This is a genomic window from Streptomyces sp. NPDC047841, from assembly GCF_040704085.1.
Taxonomy (GTDB): domain Bacteria; phylum Actinomycetota; class Actinomycetes; order Streptomycetales; family Streptomycetaceae; genus Streptomyces; species Streptomyces argyrophylli.
Map to the genome: position 1 here is coordinate 218,518 of NZ_JBEYRP010000017.1, position 21,210 is coordinate 239,727.

18 protein-coding genes are annotated in these 21,210 nt (G+C 73.9%); 6 read left to right on the forward strand and 12 right to left on the reverse strand.

Features of this window, described 5'->3' with window-relative positions; genetic code table 11:
• Positions 1-177: 177 nt before the first annotated feature.
• The 3 genes from AB0947_RS28740 to AB0947_RS28750 all read right to left on the reverse strand — a co-directional run bounded on the left by AB0947_RS28740 (position 178) and on the right by AB0947_RS28750 (position 3,950).
• Complete coding sequence (locus AB0947_RS28740; RefSeq protein ID WP_366753227.1) at positions 178-2,358, reverse strand: MMPL family transporter; 2,181 nt, start codon at positions 2,356-2,358, stop codon at positions 178-180.
• A 142-nt stretch (positions 2,359-2,500) separates the two neighbouring features.
• Positions 2,501-3,349 carry a class I SAM-dependent methyltransferase gene (locus AB0947_RS28745; RefSeq protein WP_366753228.1) on the reverse strand — a complete coding sequence of 283 codons (849 nt, stop codon included), beginning with the start codon at positions 3,347-3,349 and terminating at the stop codon, positions 2,501-2,503.
• Positions 3,350-3,461: 112 nt separating this feature from the next.
• A complete protein-coding gene (locus AB0947_RS28750) occupies positions 3,462-3,950 on the reverse strand; it encodes a MarR family transcriptional regulator (protein WP_366753229.1) in 489 nt (162 codons plus the stop codon).
• 90 nt (positions 3,951-4,040) lie between these two features.
• On the opposite strand from AB0947_RS28750, the gene AB0947_RS28755 reads away from it, so the two are divergent.
• Complete coding sequence (locus tag AB0947_RS28755; RefSeq protein ID WP_366753230.1) at positions 4,041-4,493, forward strand: SgcJ/EcaC family oxidoreductase; 453 nt, start codon at positions 4,041-4,043, stop codon at positions 4,491-4,493.
• Between the two features lie 139 nt (positions 4,494-4,632).
• Here the strand turns inward: AB0947_RS28755 and AB0947_RS28760 are convergent, their stop codons facing one another.
• Positions 4,633-5,295: a ScbR family autoregulator-binding transcription factor gene (locus AB0947_RS28760; RefSeq protein ID WP_366753231.1), complete on the reverse strand. Its 663-nt coding sequence runs from the start codon at positions 5,293-5,295 to the stop codon at positions 4,633-4,635.
• Positions 5,296-5,586: 291 nt separating this feature from the next.
• Between AB0947_RS28760 and AB0947_RS28765 the strand changes: the two genes are divergently transcribed.
• Positions 5,587-6,720 (forward strand): MFS transporter, encoded by a 1,134-nt coding sequence (locus tag AB0947_RS28765; RefSeq protein ID WP_366753257.1) that lies wholly within the window; start codon positions 5,587-5,589, stop codon positions 6,718-6,720.
• A 296-nt stretch (positions 6,721-7,016) separates the two neighbouring features.
• Positions 7,017-7,862, forward strand: coding sequence for a DUF1206 domain-containing protein (locus tag AB0947_RS28770; protein WP_366753232.1), 846 nt, complete (start codon positions 7,017-7,019; stop codon positions 7,860-7,862).
• A 33-nt stretch (positions 7,863-7,895) separates the two neighbouring features.
• Here AB0947_RS28770 and AB0947_RS28775 read toward each other — a convergent pair whose 3' ends face one another.
• From AB0947_RS28775 to AB0947_RS28785, 3 genes are all read right to left on the reverse strand, one after another.
• On the reverse strand, positions 7,896-9,608 hold the full coding sequence (locus AB0947_RS28775) for an LCP family protein (protein WP_366753234.1): 1,713 nt from the start codon (positions 9,606-9,608) through the stop codon (positions 7,896-7,898).
• A 733-nt stretch (positions 9,609-10,341) separates the two neighbouring features.
• Positions 10,342-10,494 (reverse strand): hypothetical protein, encoded by a 153-nt coding sequence (locus tag AB0947_RS28780; RefSeq protein WP_366753235.1) that lies wholly within the window; start codon positions 10,492-10,494, stop codon positions 10,342-10,344.
• A gap of 228 nt (positions 10,495-10,722) precedes the next feature.
• Complete coding sequence (locus AB0947_RS28785) at positions 10,723-10,863, reverse strand: hypothetical protein (RefSeq protein ID WP_366753236.1); 141 nt, start codon at positions 10,861-10,863, stop codon at positions 10,723-10,725.
• A 150-nt stretch (positions 10,864-11,013) separates the two neighbouring features.
• Here AB0947_RS28785 and AB0947_RS28790 point away from each other — a divergent pair, with 150 nt between their 5' ends.
• Positions 11,014-11,418: an STAS domain-containing protein gene (locus AB0947_RS28790; protein ID WP_366753258.1), complete on the forward strand. Its 405-nt coding sequence runs from the start codon at positions 11,014-11,016 to the stop codon at positions 11,416-11,418.
• A 25-nt stretch (positions 11,419-11,443) separates the two neighbouring features.
• On the opposite strand, the gene AB0947_RS28795 is transcribed toward AB0947_RS28790, so the two are convergent.
• From AB0947_RS28795 to AB0947_RS28810, 4 genes are all read right to left on the reverse strand, one after another.
• Positions 11,444-13,957 (reverse strand): ATP-dependent Clp protease ATP-binding subunit, encoded by a 2,514-nt coding sequence (locus tag AB0947_RS28795; protein WP_366753237.1) that lies wholly within the window; start codon positions 13,955-13,957, stop codon positions 11,444-11,446.
• A 190-nt stretch (positions 13,958-14,147) separates the two neighbouring features.
• Positions 14,148-14,516, reverse strand: coding sequence for an NUDIX domain-containing protein (locus AB0947_RS28800; protein ID WP_366753238.1), 369 nt, complete (start codon positions 14,514-14,516; stop codon positions 14,148-14,150).
• Positions 14,517-14,594: 78 nt separating this feature from the next.
• Positions 14,595-15,476, reverse strand: coding sequence for a diacylglycerol kinase family protein (locus tag AB0947_RS28805; RefSeq protein WP_366753239.1), 882 nt, complete (start codon positions 15,474-15,476; stop codon positions 14,595-14,597).
• A 39-nt stretch (positions 15,477-15,515) separates the two neighbouring features.
• Entirely contained in the window at positions 15,516-17,108 is a 1,593-nt protein-coding gene (locus tag AB0947_RS28810) for an FAD-binding oxidoreductase (RefSeq protein ID WP_366753240.1), read from the reverse strand.
• A 128-nt stretch (positions 17,109-17,236) separates the two neighbouring features.
• Between AB0947_RS28810 and AB0947_RS28815 the strand changes: the two genes are divergently transcribed.
• Positions 17,237-17,848, forward strand: a complete 612-nt coding sequence (locus AB0947_RS28815) for a TetR/AcrR family transcriptional regulator (protein WP_366753241.1) — start codon at positions 17,237-17,239, stop codon at positions 17,846-17,848.
• Positions 17,845-19,425, forward strand: coding sequence for a glycerol-3-phosphate dehydrogenase/oxidase (locus AB0947_RS28820; RefSeq protein ID WP_366753242.1), 1,581 nt, complete (start codon positions 17,845-17,847; stop codon positions 19,423-19,425). Before AB0947_RS28815 ends, AB0947_RS28820 begins: the two co-directional genes overlap by 4 nt.
• Before the next feature lie 115 nt (positions 19,426-19,540).
• On the opposite strand, the gene AB0947_RS28825 is transcribed toward AB0947_RS28820, so the two are convergent.
• Positions 19,541-20,992 carry a WGR domain-containing protein gene (locus AB0947_RS28825; protein WP_366753243.1) on the reverse strand — a complete coding sequence of 484 codons (1,452 nt, stop codon included), beginning with the start codon at positions 20,990-20,992 and terminating at the stop codon, positions 19,541-19,543.
• Between the last annotated feature and the right edge of the window lie 218 nt (positions 20,993-21,210).

Here is a 21,210-nt window from a genome sequence, read left to right on the forward strand (position 1 = left end):
GACCGGCCGCCGCCCGTCGCGACGCCCGGCGGAACCGGCCGGTGTCATCCACCCGCCCGTACGCGCGACGGAACTCACCGGTCCCAGCGGCTGTCGCTACGGCCTCTCGTCTGGATCATGCCGGGCTCGCGGGCCCTGGCACCGCGCCCTGATCCGGCCTGATCCGAACGAAAGACCCTAACCTCGGCGCCCGGCCGGATCCCGGTCCTCCTCGCCCCGGACCGGTCCGGAGCCGGTCGTCCCGGCGCCGGTGCCGGCGGCCGGCACCACCGCCCGGTCGGCGTGGCCCGGCCACCAGGCCGCGTGGCCGATCAGGGCCGTGAGGCTCGGGGTGAAGAACATCGCCATGACGAACGCGGCCACCGCGATGCCGAAGGAGACCGCGAAGCCCATCTCCGAGAGCAGCGCGTTGCCGGCCAGCATCATCGTGGCGAAGGTCGCCGCCAGGATGAAGCCCGCCGCGGCCACGGTCGGCCCGGCGTGCCGGAGCGCCATGCCGGCGGCCTCGCGCGGCTCCCGGCCCGCACGCGCCTCCTCGCGCAAGCGGGCGATCATGAGGATGTTGTAGTCGGTGCCGATCGCGACCACGAAGAGGTACATGATCACCGGCAACATGAACATCAGGCCCGAGTGGCCCTGGGCGTCCTGGAAGATCCACACGGTGGCACCGAGGGTGGCACCGAAGCCGAGGCCCACGGAGGCCATCAGGTACCAGGGCGCGACCACGCTGCGCAGCAGCAGGCCCAGGATGACCATGATCAGGGCGGCGGCGACGGGGAAGACCGTCCGGTAGTCGTGGTTGACCGCCGCGTTGATGTCCTTGTAGATCGAGGACATGCCGCCGACGAGCGCCTTGGTGCCCCCCGGCGCCGAGGAGTGCGCGACGTCACGGACCCTGCCCACCGCGGCGATCGCCTTGTCCGTCGACGCCTCGTATTTGAGGGTGACGGTGAAGTCCGCGGTGGTGCCCGCCTTGTTCACCTGGGCCAGGCGGGCGCTCGCGACGCCGTCCACGGCCCCGAGCTTCGCGGCGTACGCGTCGAAGGCGGACTTGTCGAGCGGCTTGCCGTCGGTGCTGGACAGGTAGACGTCGGTCGGCGCCGCGGCGCCCGCCGAGTACGCCTTCTGCATCTCGTCCTGGACGACCATGGACTCCTTGGTCTTGGGCATGGAGCCCGACGCCAGGTCGAAGGTGGCCTTGTAGCCGAGGGTGCCGAGCGACAGGACGAGCAGGACGAGGCCCGAGACGACGGCGGTCAGCGCCGGGCGGCGCTGGACGCCCCGGCCGAGGGCGGCGAAGCGGGCGTTCTGGGGTTCCGTCTTCCAGGACTTGGAGGGCCAGAAGACCTTCGGTCCGATGAGCGAGACCACGGCCGGGATCAGGGTCAGGCCCGCGACCAGCGTGGCGCCGACCGCGATGGCGAGCGCCGGGCCCATCTGCTTGAGGAAGCCCAGCGTGGACAGCACCAGGGCGAGGAACGCGATGATGACCGCGCCGGCCGCCGAGGCGATGGCCTCGCCGACCCGGCCGACCGCGTTGACCATGGCCTCCTTGGGCTCGTCGCCGGCCCGCAGACTCTCCCGGTAACGGAATATCAGGAACAGGAAGTAGTCGGTGCCAACGCCGAAGAGCACCACGATCAGGATGGAGGAGATCGAGCTGTTGGCCTCCAGCCCGAACAGCTTGGTGGCGTAGGCGATCAGTCCGTTGGCGACGGCGGACACCAGGCCGATCAGCAGCAGGGGAAGCACGGCGAGGATCGGTGCCCGGAAGATGATGAGCAGGGTGATCAGGATGATCCCGAAGGTGCCGATGCCGATCAGCGCCTCGCCCCGCTTGGAGGAGTCCTGCTGGTCGAGCGCCTGCGCGGCGGAACCGCCGAGCTTGGCCTCCAGGTCCGTGCCCTTGGCCAGTTTCTTGGCCTCGTCACGCAACTCCTTGGCCGCGTCCGCCTGTTCGGGCTGACCGGCGGTCTTGCTGTCCATCTGGACGAGGGTCAGGTCATACCTGCCGTCCTTGGACGGCCGGCCGGGGACGACCTTCTGTACCTGGTCGATGTGCTTCTCGCCCAGCTCGGAAGTGATCCGGGCGACGTCGCGCACGTCGGCGGCGGTGAGCTTGCCGCCGTCGGTGCGCTGGTAGAGCACGATCGCCGACGGCGTGAAGGCGCTGGGGAACGCCTTCTCCTGTAGTTGCGCCGCCTGGATCGACTCGTAACTCTTGGGCAGAAAGCTGCTCTCGTCACTGTTCGAGGGCAGGCTCGGGGCGGTGGCCACGATGGCCACCGCGGCGATCAGCCACGCCACGATCGTCCAAATGGGATGACGGACGACGGCGTTGCCTATTCGTCGGAACATGCGGAGGGTCCTCCTGGGCAGGAAGATCACCGCAGCCCGGGGAGCGGTCCCTGGCATCGGCGACCCCGACCGGCCCTCAACGAACGGCCGGTCGCATGGTTGTCTTGGCCTCACATCCTAGTGACCGTGGACATGCATCCTCTCATCGATATAGGCGTGGCGGCCGGTGCCATACGAACACCTCGGTGCTCGGGACCCGTTCGGCGAACCGGCCCGCCGGGGAAGCGCTGCCGAGCAGGCGGCGCAGGTCCGCCTCGAAGACCGCGCGGTCCGGGCCGAACAGGTGCGGGGCGGCGAAGGACATCGAGAACGTCCAGGCGACGACGTCGTCCGTGGTGCGCACCAGCGCCTGTCCGCCGGGTACGACATGCCGCTCGGGGCCCGCGAATCCGGCGCCGGAGAACACCGCCGCCTCACCTCCCGGCGTGCCCCGCGGCAGCAGGCTCCGGCCGGCGCGGCGGACGGGGCCGAGATACCGCCGGACCAGGGCGGCGATGCCGGCGTAGGGCACGTCCGGGTGGGGCAGGCCCGCGGCCGTACGGCGCTCGGTCTTCAGGTCGGCCAGGTGCACCAGTGCTCCGCCGGGCCGGAGCATGCCGTGGACGGTCCCGGCCACCCGCTCGCGCTCGGTCCAGTGGAAGGACTGGGCGAAGACCGCCACGTCGAACGTACCGAGACCGGCTGGGAGATGCTCGGCGCGCAGCCGCAGCCAGCGGGTTTTGGCGGCCAGTCCCGCGGTGGCGGCCCCGCGGGCGGCCTCGGTGATCATGCCGGGGTCCGGGTCGACGCCGACCGCCTCGCGGAACAGCGGGGCCAGCGGGAGGGTGACGGTGCCCGGTCCGCAGCCCACGTCGAGGAGGCGTCCGGTGCCGTCGGCCGCGAGCACCTCGGCGAGCCGCGGCACCAGTCCGGGGGCGTAGGGCAGCCGGCCCCGCTGGTAGTAGGGGGCGGCGCCCGCGAAGAGGGTCTCGTCCCACTCCCAGTCGGTCATCGCGGCCCGTGCCCTTCCGGTGGGGAGCGGTCGTACGGACGACGGTGATGATGTCACGCCCGGGAGCGCCCGGCGTGAGCGCGGCGTGCCCCGGCCGTCCGGCGCGCCGGGGTCAGCCGGACTTCCTGGCCCGCCTGGGCGGGGCCGCCGCCCGGATCTCCTCGGTCGCGGCGCGGAAGGCGGGGGCCGCGCGGGCGAAGTAGTCGAAGATCAGGGCGCGTTGCCCGGGTGTGTAGTGGGCCAGGACCTCGGCGAGGCGGCGGCGGGCCGGGCCCACGACCTGCTCCACGCGGTCGAGCGCGTCCGGGACGGCTTCGACGTGCACGCGCCGGCGGTCGGTGGGGTCGGGCGTCCGGCGCGCGTATCCGGCGCGCTCCAGGCGGTCGATCAGCCGGGTGGTGGCCCCGGTGGTCAGCCCGGTGCGGGTGGCGAGTTCGCCCGAGGTCAGGCTGCCCTCCCGGCCGAGCAGGCTGAGCGCGTACCACTCCGAGCTATGCAGGCCCGCGGCCTCGGCGCTGGCCAGGCCTTGGAGGCCCACGGCGTCCAGGTACTGACGGAAGATCACGTGTTCGTCGTCCCCGCCGCTCCCGGCATTCGGCACGGTGACCCCCTTCCCATATCTCTGCACGTGTGCAGATACTGTTCCCAGTAAGATACCGCGCCAGTCTACCCACGAGGGGGGACCTCCGTCATGCCCGCACCGCACGACACCGCAGCCGTCACCGCCGTCCTGGACGCGCTGGTCGCCGCCTGGAACGACCACGACGCCGACGCCTACGGCCGCCTGTTCACCGAGGACGCCACCTACGCCACCTATGTCGGCACGCTCTACCAGGGGCGCCGGGACATCACCGAGAGCCACCGCGTGCTGTTCGCGACCTTCCTCAAGGACACCCGGCTCGCGGACGAGGTCGTCGGCGTCCGCTTCCCCGGCCCGGACACGGCCGTCGTCAGCGGGCGCGGCGACACCTACAAGGGCAGGCGGCCCCGCCGGCTCGGCAAGGTGCAGACGTACACGCTGGTGCGGGAGGCGGACGGCGGGTGGCGGATCGCCGCCTTCCACAACACCAAGCGCAGGCCGCTGATGGAGGCGGTCTCGTTCCGGTTCGCCCCCGGTCTGGTCCCCGCGGCCGGACGGGCGTGACCGGATGCCGGGTCCTCGAACACGGGGCTCAGGCGAGGCCCGCGACAAACCGTCCCGGCGGTTTTGTCCATGCCGGTGCGTGCGCCTCCCGCGACACCTCCGGGACAGCCGCCGACGGGGCCGGGCGCGGTGGCCGGCGTCAGGCGGAGGCGCCGGCGAGGGCCGCCGAGTTCCGCTGCACCTCGGCGATCACGCGGGCGCCCCGGTCCGGAGCGGTGTCCAGCCGGACGAGGACGGCCGGGGCCGCGATGGCGGGGAGGAGGTGCCCGTACAGCGCCGACATACGGTCGTCCAGGTCCGCCCAGCCGGCCACGGCCTGGGAGACGAACTGCACGCCGATCCAGGCGCCGAGGAAGACCTGGGCGGTCTCCTCCGGGTTCACGTGCGGCAGCACCTCGCCGCGTTCCTTCGCCTCCGCCAGGGCGCACGAGGTCATCCGGGCCCAGGCGGGCCATGCGCTGCCGAGGACGTCGTGGCCCTGGAGGTCGGCCGAGAGCCGGACACCGGCGAGCAGTACGGGCTCCTGCGGCAGCCGCTTGGCGAGGGTCATGCCCGCGTCCACCCACTCCTGCAACTTCAGTTCGCGGGGCAGGTGGTACTCGGTCCGCAACTGCTCCTGCAGCACGCCCCGGGCGAGGGCCGCCTTGGAGTCGAAGTGGAAGTACAGGGCGCCCTTGGTGACACCGGCCCGGTTCAGGATCTCGGCGATGGTGGCGGCCGCGTATCCGCGCTCCGCGAAGACGGCGGCGGCCGCTTCCAGAACAGCACGTCGGGTCCGGACAGCTCGCTCCTGCTGAGCCATGGACCCTCCCCCAAGCTGAAAATTAAACCAAACAGCTCGTACCCTACCGCACGCCATCTGAACGGAAGGGCGGGCGAAGGCGGTTGCCGGGGAGTTGGCACATGCGCCTGACACAGGACGCTCCGGCCGTGGCGACGAGCCGGAATTCGGTTGCGGCGGGACCGGTGCGGCCGGTGAGCTGAGCGCATGGGCGGTGTCATCGAGCCGGCGCGGTGGACCGGGCCGGGACGAGACCGTGCGGACCGCGCACGACCGGCCGCACGGCGCGGCCCGGCGGTGCTCGCGGCCCTCATGCTGGCCGCCTTCACCTTCAACACCGCGGAGAACCTGCCCATCGGCCTCCTGGACCTCATGTCCGGCAGCCTCGGGGTGTCCCTGCCGGCGGTAGGGCTGCTGATCACCGGCTACGGCGTGACGGTGGCCGTCGCCTCCCTGCCGCTCGCCCACGCCCTGCGGGCGGTGCCCCGGCGTCATGTGCTCACGGGAGTGCTGGCCGCGCTGGTCGTGTCCAGCCTGGTCGGGGCCCTGGCCGGCTCGTACTGGCCGCTCCTCGGGGCCCGGCTGCTGACCGCCCTCGCGCAGGCGCTGTTCTGGGCGGTGACGGGACCGGTCGCGGCGGGCCTGTTCGCGCCGGAGGTGCGCGGGCGTGTGGTCGGGGCGCTGTCCGTCGCCGGTTCGCTCGCCCTGGTCCTCGGTGTCCCCGCGGGGACCTGGCTGGGCCGGCAGCGCGGCTGGCCGGTACCGGTCGCCTGCCTGGCGGTTCCGGGACTGGTGTGCCTCGTGACCATCGCCGTCCTGCTGCCGACGTCGCGTCCGGAGGACGAGCCCGCCGCCTACGGCGGCAGCCCCGACGTCCGCCGGTTCACCACCGTGCTGGCGGCGGGATTCCTCTCCGCCACCGGGGCGTTCGCGGGCTACACCTACCTGGTGGCGTTCCTGGACGACGTGAGCGGGTTCGCCCCCGGCACGGCCGGCGTGCTGCTCGCGGTCTTCGGCACCGCCTGTCTGGCCGGGGTGAGCGTCACCGCGGCGCTGCTGGACCGCTTCCCGCACGCCGCGCTGCCCACGGCCGTGGCCACCCAGGCGCTCGGCATGCTCGGCCTGTCCGCGGCGGGCGGCCGTCAGGTCGTGGCGGTGCTGTGCCTGGTGCTGATGGGCGGTGCGCTCGGACCGGTGTTCATGACCGCGCAGAACGCGATGCTGCACTGGGCGCCGGGCCGCACGGACCTCGCCCTCGCGGCGAACTCCGGCGCGTACAACGCCGGTATCGCGGCGGGCGCCGCGCTCGGAGGTCTGCTCCTGCCGCTCGCCGGTGCGCGGGGGACCTTCCTCGCCGGCGGACTGCTGACGGCCGGCGCCTGCGCGGTGCTGCTGGTCGGCGGACGCGGGCCGCGGGGCGTGGGGGCGGACGCGGAGGCGCGCTGATCGGAGTCCGCCGTCCGTGCCTGTCCGCGTCGGTCCGCGCCTGTCCGCGTCGGTCTGCGTCGGTCCGCGTCCGCGGCCCGGTGCCCCGGTGGGACCGGTGGCGCGCCGGTCCCACCCTGGCCGGGCGTTCAGGCGGCCGGCGGGGCGGCGGGCTGCTCCGCCGCTTCGAGCACCGTTCTCCACGGGGAGGTACGGGAACCGCCCGCCCCGGTGCCCAACGGGCCGTCCGGCTCCCAGCGGGACGGGCCCGCGGCGGGGCAGGTGTCGGACCCGTGCGCGGGGGCATCCGGCGCTGTATGGATGCACACACATGGACACTGCGGGGTCGGTCCGGGGCGCGGCGGGTGGCGGACAGCTCCGCCGTGGAGGCGGCGGCCCGGGCGGGCTTCGCCGCGCGTGGACTGATCTATGTGCTCGTGGGCGTCATCGCGGTGCAGATCGCCTTCGGCGGTGACGGCGGCGGGCACCAGGCCGACCGCGGCGGTGCCCTCGGCGAGCTGGCCGGAAAGCCGTTCGGGTCGGTGATGCTGTGGATCGTGGGCGTCGCCCTCGCCGGGATGGCGCTGTGGCGGTTGTCCGAGGCGGCGTTCGGCGGCTACGGCCCCGACGGGTCCAAGCTGTCCCGGCGGGCGGCGGCCCTGTTCCGCTGCGTCTTCTACTGCTTCGTGTCCTACTCGGTGCTCTCCTACGCGGCCGGGGAGCGGGGCAGCGGCAGCGGTTCCTCCGACCGGCACACCGACGACGTCACCGCACGGGTGCTGGAGTGGCCCGGCGGCCAGTGGCTCCTCGGGCTGGCGGGGACCGCCGTGGTGATCGCCGGCGGGTGGATCTCGGTACGGGCCGTGCAGCGCAAGTTCCGCGACAAGCTGCGGACCGAAGCCATGCCGGCCCGGGTCCGGCCGGTGGTGGAGGGCCTCGGGGTGACAGGCGGCACGGCCCGTGGCGTGGTCTTCGCGGCGGCCGGTGTGTTCGCGCTCGTCGCGGCCGTCCAGCACGAGCCGGGGAAGGCCAAGGGCATGGACGACACCCTGCGCGCGTTCCGCGACCTGCCGGCCGGACCCTGGCTGCTCGCCCTGGTCGCGCTCGGCCTGGCCGCGTTCGGCCTCTTCTCCTGGTGCAACGCGCGCTGGCGCAAGCTCTGACCCGGCGCTCGCACGGCCGGTCCCCGCGACCGCTCAGGCGTCGGAGTCGGGCTTGTTCCGCGCCGCGGCGTAGGCCTGGGACGGCGTCATGGAGACGCCGCCGTACGTGACCGTCCGGTAGGGGCTCACCTTGGCACAGGTCTTGGCCTGGTCGGCGGTGGAGGCGTGGGCGCCTCCGACGGCGGCCTTGGTGTCGGCGGGCGGGGGCGAGGACGAGCCGCCCGGGTAGCTGGTACCGCTCGGCCAGTCGCCGCCGATCACCAGGGTCAGGCCGCTGCCGGTGCCCTGCACCAGGTGGGACGCGGGCAGGCCGAGCGCCTTGGCGACCGTCTGGGCCGCGGCCTTCTCGCCGGTGCCGTAGGTGAGGGTGGTGCTGCCGGCGGGGCTGGGGGCGTTGGCCGTCGTCGTGGCGGGGCTGAAGCCCTGGCCGGTGAGGGCGGTCGCGAGGACGGAGGCGCGGCCGGTGATGCCGGTGCCGTTCTCGACCGTCACCGCGATACCGGCCGCGGGCACGGCGGAGGCGCCGGCCTTCGCCTTGGCGGTGGCCGAGGCCGCCGCGGACTTCTTGCCGGAGCCGGTGGTCAGGGCCTGGTCGTTGGCGATGGTGGCGAACAGGCTCTTCGCGCCCGGGCCCACCACCACCCGGTCGCTGTCGCCCGGATCGGGGGCCGTCTGCATGGTGGTGAAGGTGATCCGCTTGGTGGGCACCTTGTTCACGTCGTCGGCGAGCGAGATCAGTTTCTTGACCGTGCCGAGGCCGTCGTCCACGGTCAGCGCCTTGGTGGCGGCGTCGGCGAGGTGGTAGACCGCGGTGGGGTCGGTGAGCGTGCCCGCGCTCTTGAACTTGCGGATCATCGCGCTGAGGAAGATGTGCTGCGAGACCGTACGGCCGAGGTCGCTGCCGTCGCCGAAGCCGTGCCGGGAGCGGACGAACTCCAGGGCCGCGACGCCCTTGAGGGTGTGGGTGCCCTTGGACAGCTTCAGGTGGGAGTAGGTGTCGTAGACGTCGCCGCTGACGCACACGGAGACGCCGCCGACCGCGTCGGACATCTTCACGACGCCGGAGAAGTCGAGCTTGACGAAGTGGTCGATGGGTATGCCGGTGAGCTGGTGGACGGTGGCCACCTGGCAGGCGGGCCCGTACTGCAGCGCGCTGTTGATCTGGCCGTAGTAGCCGTTCGTGGACTGCCCCGACTCACTGTCCCGGCAGGCCGGAACCTTGGTCATGGTGTCGCGGGGGATGCTCATGACGGTGGCGTTCGAGCGGTCGGCGGATATGTGCAGCACCATCTCCACGTCGGCGTTGCTGCCGGTCTGCACGCCGGTCTTCGAGCAGCCGCCGCCGAGCTTGCAGTCCGTCGCGCTGGTCCGGCCATCGGAGCCCATGACCAGGATGTTGATGGGGGTGCGGCCGAAGGCGTCGGCCTTCTCCGTGCCGCCCTTGCCGTCCAGGGAGACGCTGTGGATGTTGCCGTTCAGGTGCTCGTAGAACCACCAGCCCGCGCCTGCGGTGACCACGATCAGGACGGACAGGCCGATCCCGAGGATCTTCAGCACCCGCCTGCCGCGCCGCACCGGCCGGGCCCGGCGGGACCCCTTGCCGCCGCGCGCCCGCGAGGCCGCGCGGGCCGCGGCACGGCCGCCCGGGGGGCGCGCGCCGCCCGGCTCCGCCCCGCGCTGCGGGGGCACCCGCGCGCCACGGCTGCGCGTGCCCTGGCCGGCCGGCCCGTCCCACGGGTCGCTCATCTCCCACTTCCCTGAACGGTCGGGCCTGCGGCACTTCGGTTGCGTGATTGCGCAATCTAGCAAACACGTTGCCGGAACAGCGCGGATCCACAGCCGATGCACAGGCGAGGCATCTCATCGCGAGGCCGTCCGCGTCCGGAGCGGCAGGCGGAGTGTACGTGCCCTTGGTAAGCGTCCGGCGTGAATCCACCAGCGCGCGGTCGGCCCGCCCACGATGCGGCGGATCCGCCGCCGGCCGTCGCGGCGGGAGCGGACCGGTCCGTCGGGCTTCGGCTGCGCCAGGCACCGGCGGACGGCGGGCAGGGCGCCACCCACACGGCCGGCGTGACGCGCGGGACATCGCTCCCGCCGTGCGACCGGGCCCGCATCGGACACAGCCGGGCCGGGGCGGCGAGCGGGCCGAACGCGGCGGACGCCTCGGCGGACGCGGCGGGCTCCTCGACGGGCGCCGCGAGCACCGCTCGGCGGACGCCACGAGCACCCCGGCGAACGCCGCAGGCACCTCGACGGACGCCACGAGCACCGCTCGGCGAGCAACGCGAGAACCCCGGCGGACGCCACGAGCACCCCGGCGAACGCTGCAAGCACCTCGACGGACGCCACGAGCACCGCTCGGCGAGCGACGCGAGAACCCCGGCGGACGCCGCAGGCACCTCCGCGAGCGGCCCCTCGAAGTCCCCGCCTTCCCTCGCGGCCGGGGACGGGGCCTGCCGGGCCTTCGCCGCCGCGCGGTCTACGGGCGGATCTCGTAGACCGCGTTGAACGGGGTCTGCGCGGCGCGGCGGAACCGGGTGAAGCCCGCGTCGGTGGCCATCTCGCGGACCGCCGACTCGCCGGCCTGCGCGCCCAGGGCGTAACCGCCCCGCAGGGACAGGGCGTTGGGCACGCATAGGAAGGCGGACGCGAAGCGGAAGGCGGCGGCGACGTCGGGAGCGTCCGGGTCGGCCAGGCAGAACGCCTGTTCCTCGGCCGGCGAGAACCGGCCGGTCGCCGGATCGTACGCGGCGTATCCGCCGGCGGCCCGGCCGCGCAGCCACTCGGTGAGGTAACGCGGATGGCACCGCGTGCGCGCGGCGAACCCCTCGGGTGTCGCCGGGCCCTCGGCGAGTGCCCGCTACAGGCCGAGCCGGTGCCCCAGCGCGATACTGCCGGCGGCCTCGGTGGACGCGAGGTCGGTGACGAAGCGGTCCAGGAACTGGCCGTCACATCGGGAAAGGCTCAGGGCTCGGCCGTCCTCCGTGGAACTCCTCGCCATCTCAGCCTAGGTCCGCCACCGGCCCCCGTCCTTCCGGCAGCACGCCGCGCAGTTGCCGCGGTCCTCGCGCGCCCCGGCGGTCACCTGGTGTGCGCGGGGCCGGCCCGCATCCTCCGGGCGATCCTGGGCAGCCTGACGAGAAGGGAAGCTCTGGGCAAGGATCGGGTGAGCGTGGACGAGGGACGCGTGGCAGACACGGCAGGCACGAACGAGCAGGCGGGGCCGGAGCCGCTGTCGGTCACGCGGACCGACGTGGATGGTGTCACCGTCGTCACGGTGACTGGTGAGGTCGACCACCACACCTCCGGCGCCCTGCGCCGGGCCCTCGCCCCCGCGGACCCCGACGACGCGCGCACCGTCGCGGACCTCAGCGGTGTGCCGTTCATGGACTCCAGCGGCATCAACGTCCTCATAGCCGCCCATCAGGCCCACGCCCCGGGGGGCTGGCTGCGTCTGGCGGGCCTGCGGCGGCCTGTCCTGCGCACCCTGGAGATCGTCGGCCTCACCCCGCTCCTCGCCTGCTACCCCAGCGTGCGCGACGCGCTGGGAGGCTGAGGGGCGGCGCAGAGGACTCCTCCTCTCAGCCTTCCCGGGACGGCGGTCCGCCGGAGTCGCCCCTGCGTACCGTGCAGTGCAGCGAGTCGCCGCGGACCTCGGCCACGATCGTGTCGCCGGGATCGGCCTCGCCGCCGAGCAGCAGGCTGGCGATGCGGTTGTCGAGTTCCGCCTGGATCGTGCGGCGCAGCGGGCGCGCCCCGAACTCCGGCTGGTGGCCGTGGGCGATGAGGAGCTTCTTGGCCGGTTCCGTGACCTCCAGGTCCAGGCCCTGCGCGTGCACCTTGCGCCTGCTCTGGTCCAGCAGGTGGTCCACGATCTGCCCGAGGTCGTCCTCGGTCAGGGCGTGGAAGACGATGATGTCGTCGATCCGGTTGAGGAACTCCGGCAGGAACCGCGTGCGCAGATCCTCCATCAACTCGTCCTTGAGTCCGGAGACGTCGCCCTTGTGGTCCAGGATGCGGCGCGCTCCGATGTTGGACGTCATGATGACGACGCAGTGCCGGAAGTCGACGGTGCGGCCCTGCGCGTCGGTCAGCCGTCCGTCGTCCAGGATCTGCAACAGCGTGTTGAAGACGTCGGGGTGGGCCTTCTCCACCTCGTCGAAGAGCACCACGCTGTAGGGCCGGCGGCGGACCTTCTCGGTGAGCTGGCCCGCTTCCTCGTAGCCGACGTATCCGGGAGGGGCGCCGACCAGCCGGGCGACGGTGTGCTTCTCCTGGAACTCGCTCATGTCGAACCGGATCATCCGGTCCTCCTCGCCGAATAGCAGGGCGGCGAGCGTCTTGGCGAGTTCGGTCTTGCCGACACCGGTCGGGCCGAGGAAGAGGAAGGAGCCGACGGGACGGCGGGGGTCGCCCATGCCGGCGCGGTTGCGGCGCACGGCCTGCGAGACGGCGGTGACCGCCTCGTCCTGGCCGACGATCCGCGCGTGCATCTCCTCTTCGAGCCGGAGCAGCTTCTCCTTCTCGCTGGCGGTGAGCTGGGAGACCGGGATGCCGGTGCGGCGGGAGACGACGTCGGCGATGTCGGAGGCCGTGACGGAGACGACGCCCTCGCGGCGCTCCTCGATGCCGGCGAGCTCCGCCTCCGCCTCGGCGATCTCCCGCTTCAGCTCCGACGCCTTCTCGAAGTCCTCGGCGGAGACGGCCTGTTCGAGTTCACGGCGCAGCCTGGCGATACGGTCCTCGCGGCTGACGATCTCCGTGGAGCGTCCGGCGCCGCGCAGCCGCACCCTGGCCCCGGCCTGGTCCATCACGTCGATGGCCTTGTCCGGCAGGAAGCGGTCGCTGATGTACCGGTCGGACAGTTCGGCGGCGGCCGCCAGGGCCTCGTCGTCGAAGCGGACCTGGTGGTGCGCCTCGTAGGCGTCGCGGAGCCCTTCGAGGATCTGCACCGTCTCCTCGACCGTGGGCTCGGGCACCATGACGGGCTGGAACCGGCGTTCCAGGGCGGCGTCCTTCTCGACGTACTTGCGGTACTCGTCGATGGTCGTCGCGCCCACGACGTGGAGTTCACCGCGCGCGAGCGCGGGTTTGAGCATGTTGCCCGCGTCCATCGAGCCCTCGCCGGTGGCGCCGGCGCCGACGACCGTGTGCAGTTCGTCGATGAAGAGGATGATGTCGCCGCTCGCCGCCTGGACGTCCTCGATGACCTTCTTGAGCCGTTCCTCGAACTGTCCTCGGTACTGCGCGCCCGCCACCATGCCCGACAGGTCCAGGGAGACGACGCGCTTGCCCTTCAGGACGTCGGGGACCTCGCCCGCCACGATGCGCTGGGCGAGGCCCTCCACGATGGCGGTCTTGCCGACTCCGGGTTCGCCGATGAGCACCGGGTTGTTCTTGGAGCGCCGGGAGAGGATCTCGACGGTCTGCTCGATCTCCTCGGCCCGGCCGACCACCGGGTCGAGCTTGCCGGCCCTGGCCTCCTCCGTGAGGTCGCGGCCGTACTCGTCCAAGGTCGTGGCCGGCGTCCTGCGTTCGGCGGGGGCCCCTTCGGCGCGCGCCGCCGGCTGTTCGGTCAGGCCCGCGACGCGCTCGGTGTCCAGGCCCTCGGCGCGCAGCATCCGGGCCGCGCCCGTGTCGCTGTCGCCGAGCAGGGCGCCGAGGATGTGCTCGGGGCCGATGTAGGAGACGCCGGCCGCCTGGGACCGGGCGTAGGCGGCGCCGAGGGTGCGTTTGGCCGCCGGGGTGAGGCCCGGCTGTGCGGAGGGTTCGGCGGACTCGCGCGGGAGGACCTTGGCCAGTTCGGCGGCGACCGTGTCGGGGTCCACGCCCAGCTGGGCGAGGAGTCGGCGTGAGGGGTCGACCTGGGTGGCCGCCCAGAGGAGGTGTTCGGTGTCCAGGTCGGGGGTGCCGTCGTCGGCGGCCCGCTGCGCGGCCAGGTTCAGCAGGTGCCGGGACGATTCCGTCAGCAGCCGTCCGATGGGCACGCGCTGCACGGCGGGGGGCGATGACGTGGGCGACATCCCGAAGAATCGATTCAACAGCTCATTGAACGCATCCGGGGAACCGAACGGCGCACCGAACGACATCGACATGACAGCTCCTGGAACGGCAGGGATGCAGCAGCGGGATCGAGGCCCCCGGACGGCCCCTACTCACTGAACCCCCGTGGGGACGGCCCCGCAACCGGAAGCGACCGCCGTGGAATCCGGCCCGCCGTACGCGCGCGGGGCCGGCGGCACACTCCGTGCCACGGCCCCCGGCTCCCCTGCCGACCGCGGGTGTTCACACCGGGGTGTGCCCCCGCAGGTACGTGCGCACGCTCGCCGGCAGCGGCGTGCCGGCGGTCTCCTCCATCGGTGCCCAGCGCACCTGCTCCGGTGCGAAGCGGCCCCCGTCCGACGGTGACTCGCTCAGCAGCTGGCAGACCACGGCCGTCTCCCCCGCCGTGTCCCGCGGCTCCAGCGGCTCGGTGCCGTCGACCAGGTAGCCGGTCAGCTCGTAGACGACCCGGGCCGCCGTGGCCTGGGCGCTCTCGGCCGGTTCCGGGGTGCCCGAGGGCAGCGCCCAGCCATCCGTATCCGGCACCAGCAGCAGCCGCCCGTCGTACACGACGACCGCCCGCACCACACCCTCGGCCTGCTCCAGCGACATATGGCTCCCCTCCCCAGGCACTCCTTGCCTACCCAGGCACGCGCGGGTGATGCGCCCTGGGCATCGGTGCCGTGGGCGTCAGTACAGCACCGGCAGGTCCCCGGGGCGTACCCGCAGCGTGACCGGCAGGGTGGCCTCCACCTCGCCGTCGGCGCCGTAGGGGACGGACCGGCCCGCCTCGACGCGCAGTTCACGGCCGCGCAGGACGCTCACTTCGGGGCGGCGGACGTGGGCGCCGGTCTTCAGCTCGTTCATCAGGGCGAAGAACAGCCGGCGCGGGGCCTCGCGGATCAGCACGAGGTCCAGCAGCCCGTCGTCGACGCGCGCGCCGGGCGCGATGAGCCGACCGGAGCCGTAGTAAGGGGAGTTGGCCGCGACGACGGTGTAGCCGCGGTGGGTGTGTTCCGCCCCGTCGACGGTGACGCGGTAGTCGGCCGCCCGCCAGGTGGTGACGGCGCGCAGGCCGCCCGCGTAGTAGGAGGCGGCGCCGCGCAGCAGCCGGGCGTTGTTGGCGTGCCGGTTGGCCAGCGCGTCCACGCCGGCGTAGACGCTGCCCAGGACCACCGTGCGCGGGTGCACGGCCGACTCCACCTCGATCGTGTCGACGGGCCGGGGCTCGGCGTGCAGCAGGATGCCGGCGAGCGCGGCCGGGTCGGCGGGCAGGCCGAGCGCGCGGGCGAAGTCGTTGCCGCGTCCGGCCGGTACGAGGCCCAGGACGGTTCCGGTACCGCTGAGCGCGCCGCCGATGCCGCCCGCCATGCCGTCGCCGCCCACGGCCAGGACGACGCGGCCGCGCGCACCGGCCGCGCGGGCGATGTCCTGGGCGTGGGCGAGGCTGTGGCTGTACTCCGTCTCCAGTCCGGCCCCGCCCTCGCGGAGCAGCCGGGCCAGCCGGAGCAGGGTCGCCGCCCCGGTGGGGCCGCCCGCGGTGGGGTTGACGACGGCGGTGAACTGGCGCATCGGTGGGCCTTTCGGGGCAGGCGGTCGGATCGGGCGGGGTCAGTCGGTGGGCAGCAGCACGCCGGGGTTGAGGAGTCCCTCGGGGTCCAGGCGGCGCTTGACGGCGCGCAGGGCCGAGACGCCGAGCGGGCCGGCCTCGCGGACGTACCAGTCGCGGTGGTCGGTGCCGACCCCGTGGTGGTGGGAGATGGTGCCCCCGGCGGCGAGCACGGCTTCACTGGCCGCGTGCTTGGCGGGCGTCCAGTGGGCCACCGGGTCCTCGCCCTGGGCGCTGACGACGGTGAAGTACAGCGAGGCGCCGTTCTCGTACACGTGCGAGATGTGACACATCACCAGGGGCGGGGTGCCGGCCCGGGTGAGGGTGTCGGTGAGCGCCGTGCGGACGGCGGAGTAGAGGCCGGGGACGCGGGACCAGAAGGCCGCGGTCTCCAGCGTCTCGGCGAACGCGCCGGTGTCGAGCAGGGCGTCGCGCAGATAGGGCGCGGAGTAGCGGCCGTGCGCCCAGCGTTCGCCGGGTCCGGTGCCGGCCGGGGTGCCCCCGCAGTCCGCCAGGACGGCCGCCGCCCGTTCGCGGCGGTGTGCGGTGTCCTCGGCCGTCCCCTCGTATCCGGTGATCGCCAGGCACCCCGCGCCGCCCTGCGCCGGGTCGGCGCCGATGGCGTCCGGCTGGGCCAGGCCGACGAGTGTCTCGGTCTCGTCGGACAGGCGCAGCACGGTCGGCCGGGGGCCGTCCTGGGCGAGCCGGCGCAGTGCGGTGGCGCCCTCCTCGAAGGAGCCGAACCGCCAGCCCTCGTACAGCCGCGTCTCGGGCAGGGGGCGGATCCGTACGGTGACGGAGGTGATGACGCCGAAGGCGCCCTCGGAACCGAGGATCAGCTGGCGCAGGTCCGGTCCGGCGGCGGAGCGGGGGGCACGGCCGGTCTCGATGGTCCCCTCGGGGGTGGCGAGGGTGAGGCCGAGGACCATCTCGTCGAAGCGGCCGTACCCGGCGGACGCCTGTCCGCTGGAGCGGGCCGCCGCGAAGCCGCCGATGGTGGCCCATTCGAAGGACTGCGGGAAGTGGCCGAGGGTGAAGCCGTGCCCGGCGAGCAGGGCCTCGGCCTCGGGGGCGCGCAGGCCGGGCTGGAGGACGGCGGTGCGGGAGACGGGGTCCAGGTCGAGCAGGCCGTTCATGCGGCGCAGGTCCAGGGCGACGAACGCGCTGCGCTGCGGGGCGAGTCCGCCGACCACCGAGGTGCCGCCGCCGAAGGGCACGACGGCCAGGCCGTGCGCGGCGCAGGCGCGCAGCACCGCGAGCACCTGGTCGTGGCCGGCGGGCAGGACGACGGCCTGCGGGACGTCGGCGACGTCGCCCGCGCGGATGCGCAGCAGGTCCGGCGTGGACTTGCCGCGGGTGTGCCGGACGCGGGCCTCCGTGTCCGTGCGGACGTGCTCCTCGCCGCCGACGGCCGCGGCGAGCGCCGTGAGGGCGCCGGGACCCGCGGTGGGGGCGGGCAGGCGGATGTCCTCCAGGGCGAGCGCGGGCGTGCCGCGCGGCTTGACGCCGAGCAGGTCGCGCAGCAGCCCGGTCACCGAGTCGGGCAGCGGAGCCGCCTTGGCCGGGTCGCCCCAGCCGTTCCACAGCATGTCCATTGAACGGTCGTCCTCACAGGTGGGTGTGCCGGCCGGGGTCCGGTCGGGGTGCTCGTCCGCGCGGCCGGGCGGCCGTCTGGGGGGACCGGCCGCCTCCGCCCGGCCCCCAGGGCGTTACACTGTGACACATGACGCCCATTCGTCACAACGGTTCGGGCAGCGGCTCGGACAACGATCACGTGCTCGACGCGGTACGCGACTGCGTGCTGGCCGTCGGCGTACGGCGCACCACGCTCGCCGACGTCGCCCGCCGCGCCGGCGTCTCCCGGATGACGCTGTACCGGCGCTGGCCGGACCTGCGGAGCCTGGTGGGCGATCTGATGACCCGGGAGTGGATCGACGTGGCCACCCGGGCCATACCGGAGCCCGCGCCCGGCACGGCCACGCGCGCCCGGATCGTGGACGGACTGGTGGCCGGGGTCGGGGCGTTCCGCGCGCACCCCCTCTTCCGCAAGATCGTCGACGTCGATCCGGAACTGCTCCTGCCCTACGTGCTCGACCGGCGCGGCGCGAGCCAGGAGGCGCTGCTGGCGCTGCTGGCCGACGCGCTGCGCGAGGGCCACGCGGACGGGTCCGTACGGCCCGGCCACACCGAACGGCAGGCGCGCGTCCTGCTGTTGACCGTGCAGTCCTTCGCCCTGTCCCTGCGCACCATGGCCGAGGAGGACGATCCGGAGCTGGACTCCGCCGCGCTCCTCGCCGAGCTGCGCACCCTCCTGGAGAGGACCCTGACGCCATGACCCACACCGAGGCCGCGCCCGGCTCGTCCCTGAGCGCACACCGGCGCGGCCGGGAACTGGCCGAGGCCGCGGACGGCCGGACCGCCGACGTCCTGGTCGTCGGGCTGGGCGCCACGGGCGCCGGGGCCGCGCTGGACGCGGCGGCCCGCGGACTGGACGTCGTCGCGGTGGACGCCCACGACCTGGCCTTCGGCACCTCCCGCTGGAGTTCCAAGCTCATCCACGGCGGGCTGCGCTATCTGGCCTCCGCGCAGTTCGACGTGGCCCACGAGAGCGCGGTCGAGCGCGGGGTGCTGATGACCCGTACGGCCCCGCACCTGGTGGCGGCCCAGCCGTTCGTGCTGCCGCTGACCCCGCTGGTGTCCCGGGCCCAGGCCTCGCTGGCGTGGGCCGGCCTCAGGGCCGGGGACGTGCTGCGGCTGGCCGCCCGGACCCCGCGCCGGGTGCTGCCCGTGCCCCGCCGGCTCTCGGCGACGGAGGCCCGGCACCTCGCCCCCTCGGTCCGCGCGGCCGGGCTGCGCGGCGGGCTGCTGTCCTGGGACGGCAAGGTGACCGACGACGCCCGGCTGGTGACCGCCCTGGCCCGCACGGCCGCCGCGCACGGCGCCCGGGTGCTGACCCGGGTGCGCGCGCTGGAGCTGACCGGGGCGGGCGCCCGGATCCGCGACGAACTCACCGGGGAGGAGGGCGAGATCAGGGCCCGCGCCGTGATCAACGCCACCGGGGTGTGGGCGGGCGCCCTCACCGACGGCATCCGGATACGGCCCTCCCGCGGCACCCACCTCGTCCTGCGCTCCGAACGGCTCGGCGCCCTGCCCGCCGGACTGCACATCCCGGTCCCCGGGGAGACCAACCGCTTCGTGCTGGTCCTGCCCCAGGGGGACGGCCGGGTCTACGTCGGCCTCACCGACGAACCGGTCGACGGCGCCGTCCCGGACGTGCCGGAGGTCCCCGAGACCGACATCGGCTTCCTCCTGGACGTGCTCGGCTCGGCCCTCGACACCCCCGTGTCCCGGGACGAGGTCGTCGGCGCCTTCGCCGGACTGCGCCCGCTGCTGGACACCTCCGCCCACGACGGCCCCGAGGGGGCGCCCCGTACGTCCGACATCTCGCGGCGGCACGCGGTGCTCACCTCGCCCGACGGCGTCACCACGGTCGTCGGCGGCAAGCTCACCACCTACCGGCGGATGGCGCAGGACGCCGTGGACGCGGCGGCCGCCGCCCGCGGCCTGCGCGCCGCCCCCTCCCCCACGGCCGCGCTGCCCCTGATCGGCGCCGCCGCACCCGAACGCCTGCACACGCTGCCCGCACCGCGCCGCCTGGTCCGCCGCTACGGCACCGAGGCCGTGGCGCTCCACGCCCTCGCCGCCCAGGACCCCGCCCTGACCGAGCCGGTGCTCCCGGGCCATCCCGTCACCCGCGCCGAACTGCTGTGGGCGGTGCGGCACGAGGGCGCCCTGGACGAGTCCGACCTCCTGGACCGCCGCACCCGCATCGGCGTGGTCCCGGAGGACCGCGTCCAGGCGCTGCCCACCGCCCGGGACGTCCTGGACAGCGCGGCGCCGGCGCACCCCTGACGAAGGACCCGGTGTACGAGGCGTCGGCCCAGCGGTCGGCGCCCGCGCTGATCCCGCACAGCCGACGAGCACCCGGTGCCCCGTCCCCCGTTCGGCGCGGCCCCGTGACCCGGCGTCACAGCAGGCGGCGGATGTCGCCACGGACGCGGTAGAAGCCGCCCGCCGCCGGGTGCAGGGCGTCCACCACGTACCGTGCGCCGGGTTCGCGTATCGCGCGCGGGAACTGGACCTTCCAGGAGGAGTCGTAGCCGCCGGAGACCACGTGGACGCGCAGTCGGCCGCTTTCCTGGACGCACTCGACCACCACCGCGCCCGCGGGTGCCTGGGCAACCGTGGCCACCTCGGCAACCGCCGTGGCCGGGGCGTACGTCGGCGTGGCGGCGGCGAGCTTGACGTCCCGCACCACCGGCACCGTGCCCCGCTGGGCCGCCGAGACGGCCGCCTCGCTCGCGTCGACGCACACCAGCGAACCGTCGGTGGTGACCAGGTACAGCCGTTCGTCGCGGTACTGCATCGACAGCGCCGAGCCGCTGCCCGTGCCGAGCTTCCACAGGCGTGTGCCGTCCCGGTCGAAGCAGTAGACGGACGACGCCGCGTCCCCGGCGAACACGAACCGGCCACCGGGCGAGGTGGCGCACGAGTACACCGCGCTGTCGCACGCGTACGTCGCCTCGATGGCGCCGGTGTCCTTCGACAGCCGCTGCACCACGCGGTGCGCGGTGCCCGCGTACACCGCGTCTTGTTCCTGCCAGCCGAAGAGCACGCCGCCCTTCGTGGGCGTGTGCCACAGCTCTCCGCCGCCGTCCGGGGCGTAGGCGGTGACGCCCCGGTGGTGGCCGTGGTAGACCGCCCGGTCGTCGGCGCGGACCATCCAGGCGTGCTCGCCCAGGCTGCGCCGGGACCACTGGTGTTCGTCCTCGTGGTCGATGACGGTGAGCCGGCCGTCCCGGTCGGAGACGTCCAGGACGCCCTCGTGGATGTCCAGCCAGAAGATGTCGACGTCGGCGGCGATGTCGTAGGCAGCGAAGGGGAGCTTGGAGGACAGGTCGTAGACCTTGCCGTCGTCGCAGCCCGCGTAGATCCAGAAGTCGTCCGCGACCAGGCACTTGACCCCGTCGGGCAGGCTGAACCGGGCCAGGACGGCGCCCTGGTGGTCCAGCGTGTAGACGTCACCCGCCTGGTTGCCCACCCAGCAGCGGTCGTCGTCGACATGGATGCCGAACGCGGCCGAGCCGGTGCGGAACCGCCACAGCACCGGGGCCACGGCACGGGCGGTGGACGGCGCGGAGCTGACCTGGCGGCGCGTCACCGCGCGGGGCGCGCGCTGTCCCCGGACCGCCGGGGCGTACCCCTTGCGGACCTTCTCCCCCACCTTCCGCGCGGCGGCGGCCCGGGCCTTCTCCGCGGTCGGGAACGTCGTCGTCTGCGTCTGTCCGGCCGCGCCGATCCTGCCGTACCGCACCGTCACCACCTGTCCGTCGACGGTGACCTCGTAGAACTTGTGGGCGCCGTCGCCCTCCTGCGACAGCTCCAGGTACGTCGTCGACACCGCGGACGCCGTGGACATGGCACACCCCTCCCCAGGCGGACCCGCGACCGTTCCGGCAGGTCCTCGACTGCTCCTCACCGTAGGGGCACCCACTGACAATCACCCCGGGCCCCGGGACCGGCCGGGGCCGGGGCGCCGGCGGGCTAGGGCCTGTCTGACAATTCGCGTCGTCGCCCGGAGGGCGGCCGCGCGGCGTCAGGTGCGTGCTCTCGGGGCGCCGGCCCCAGGCCCTCGTA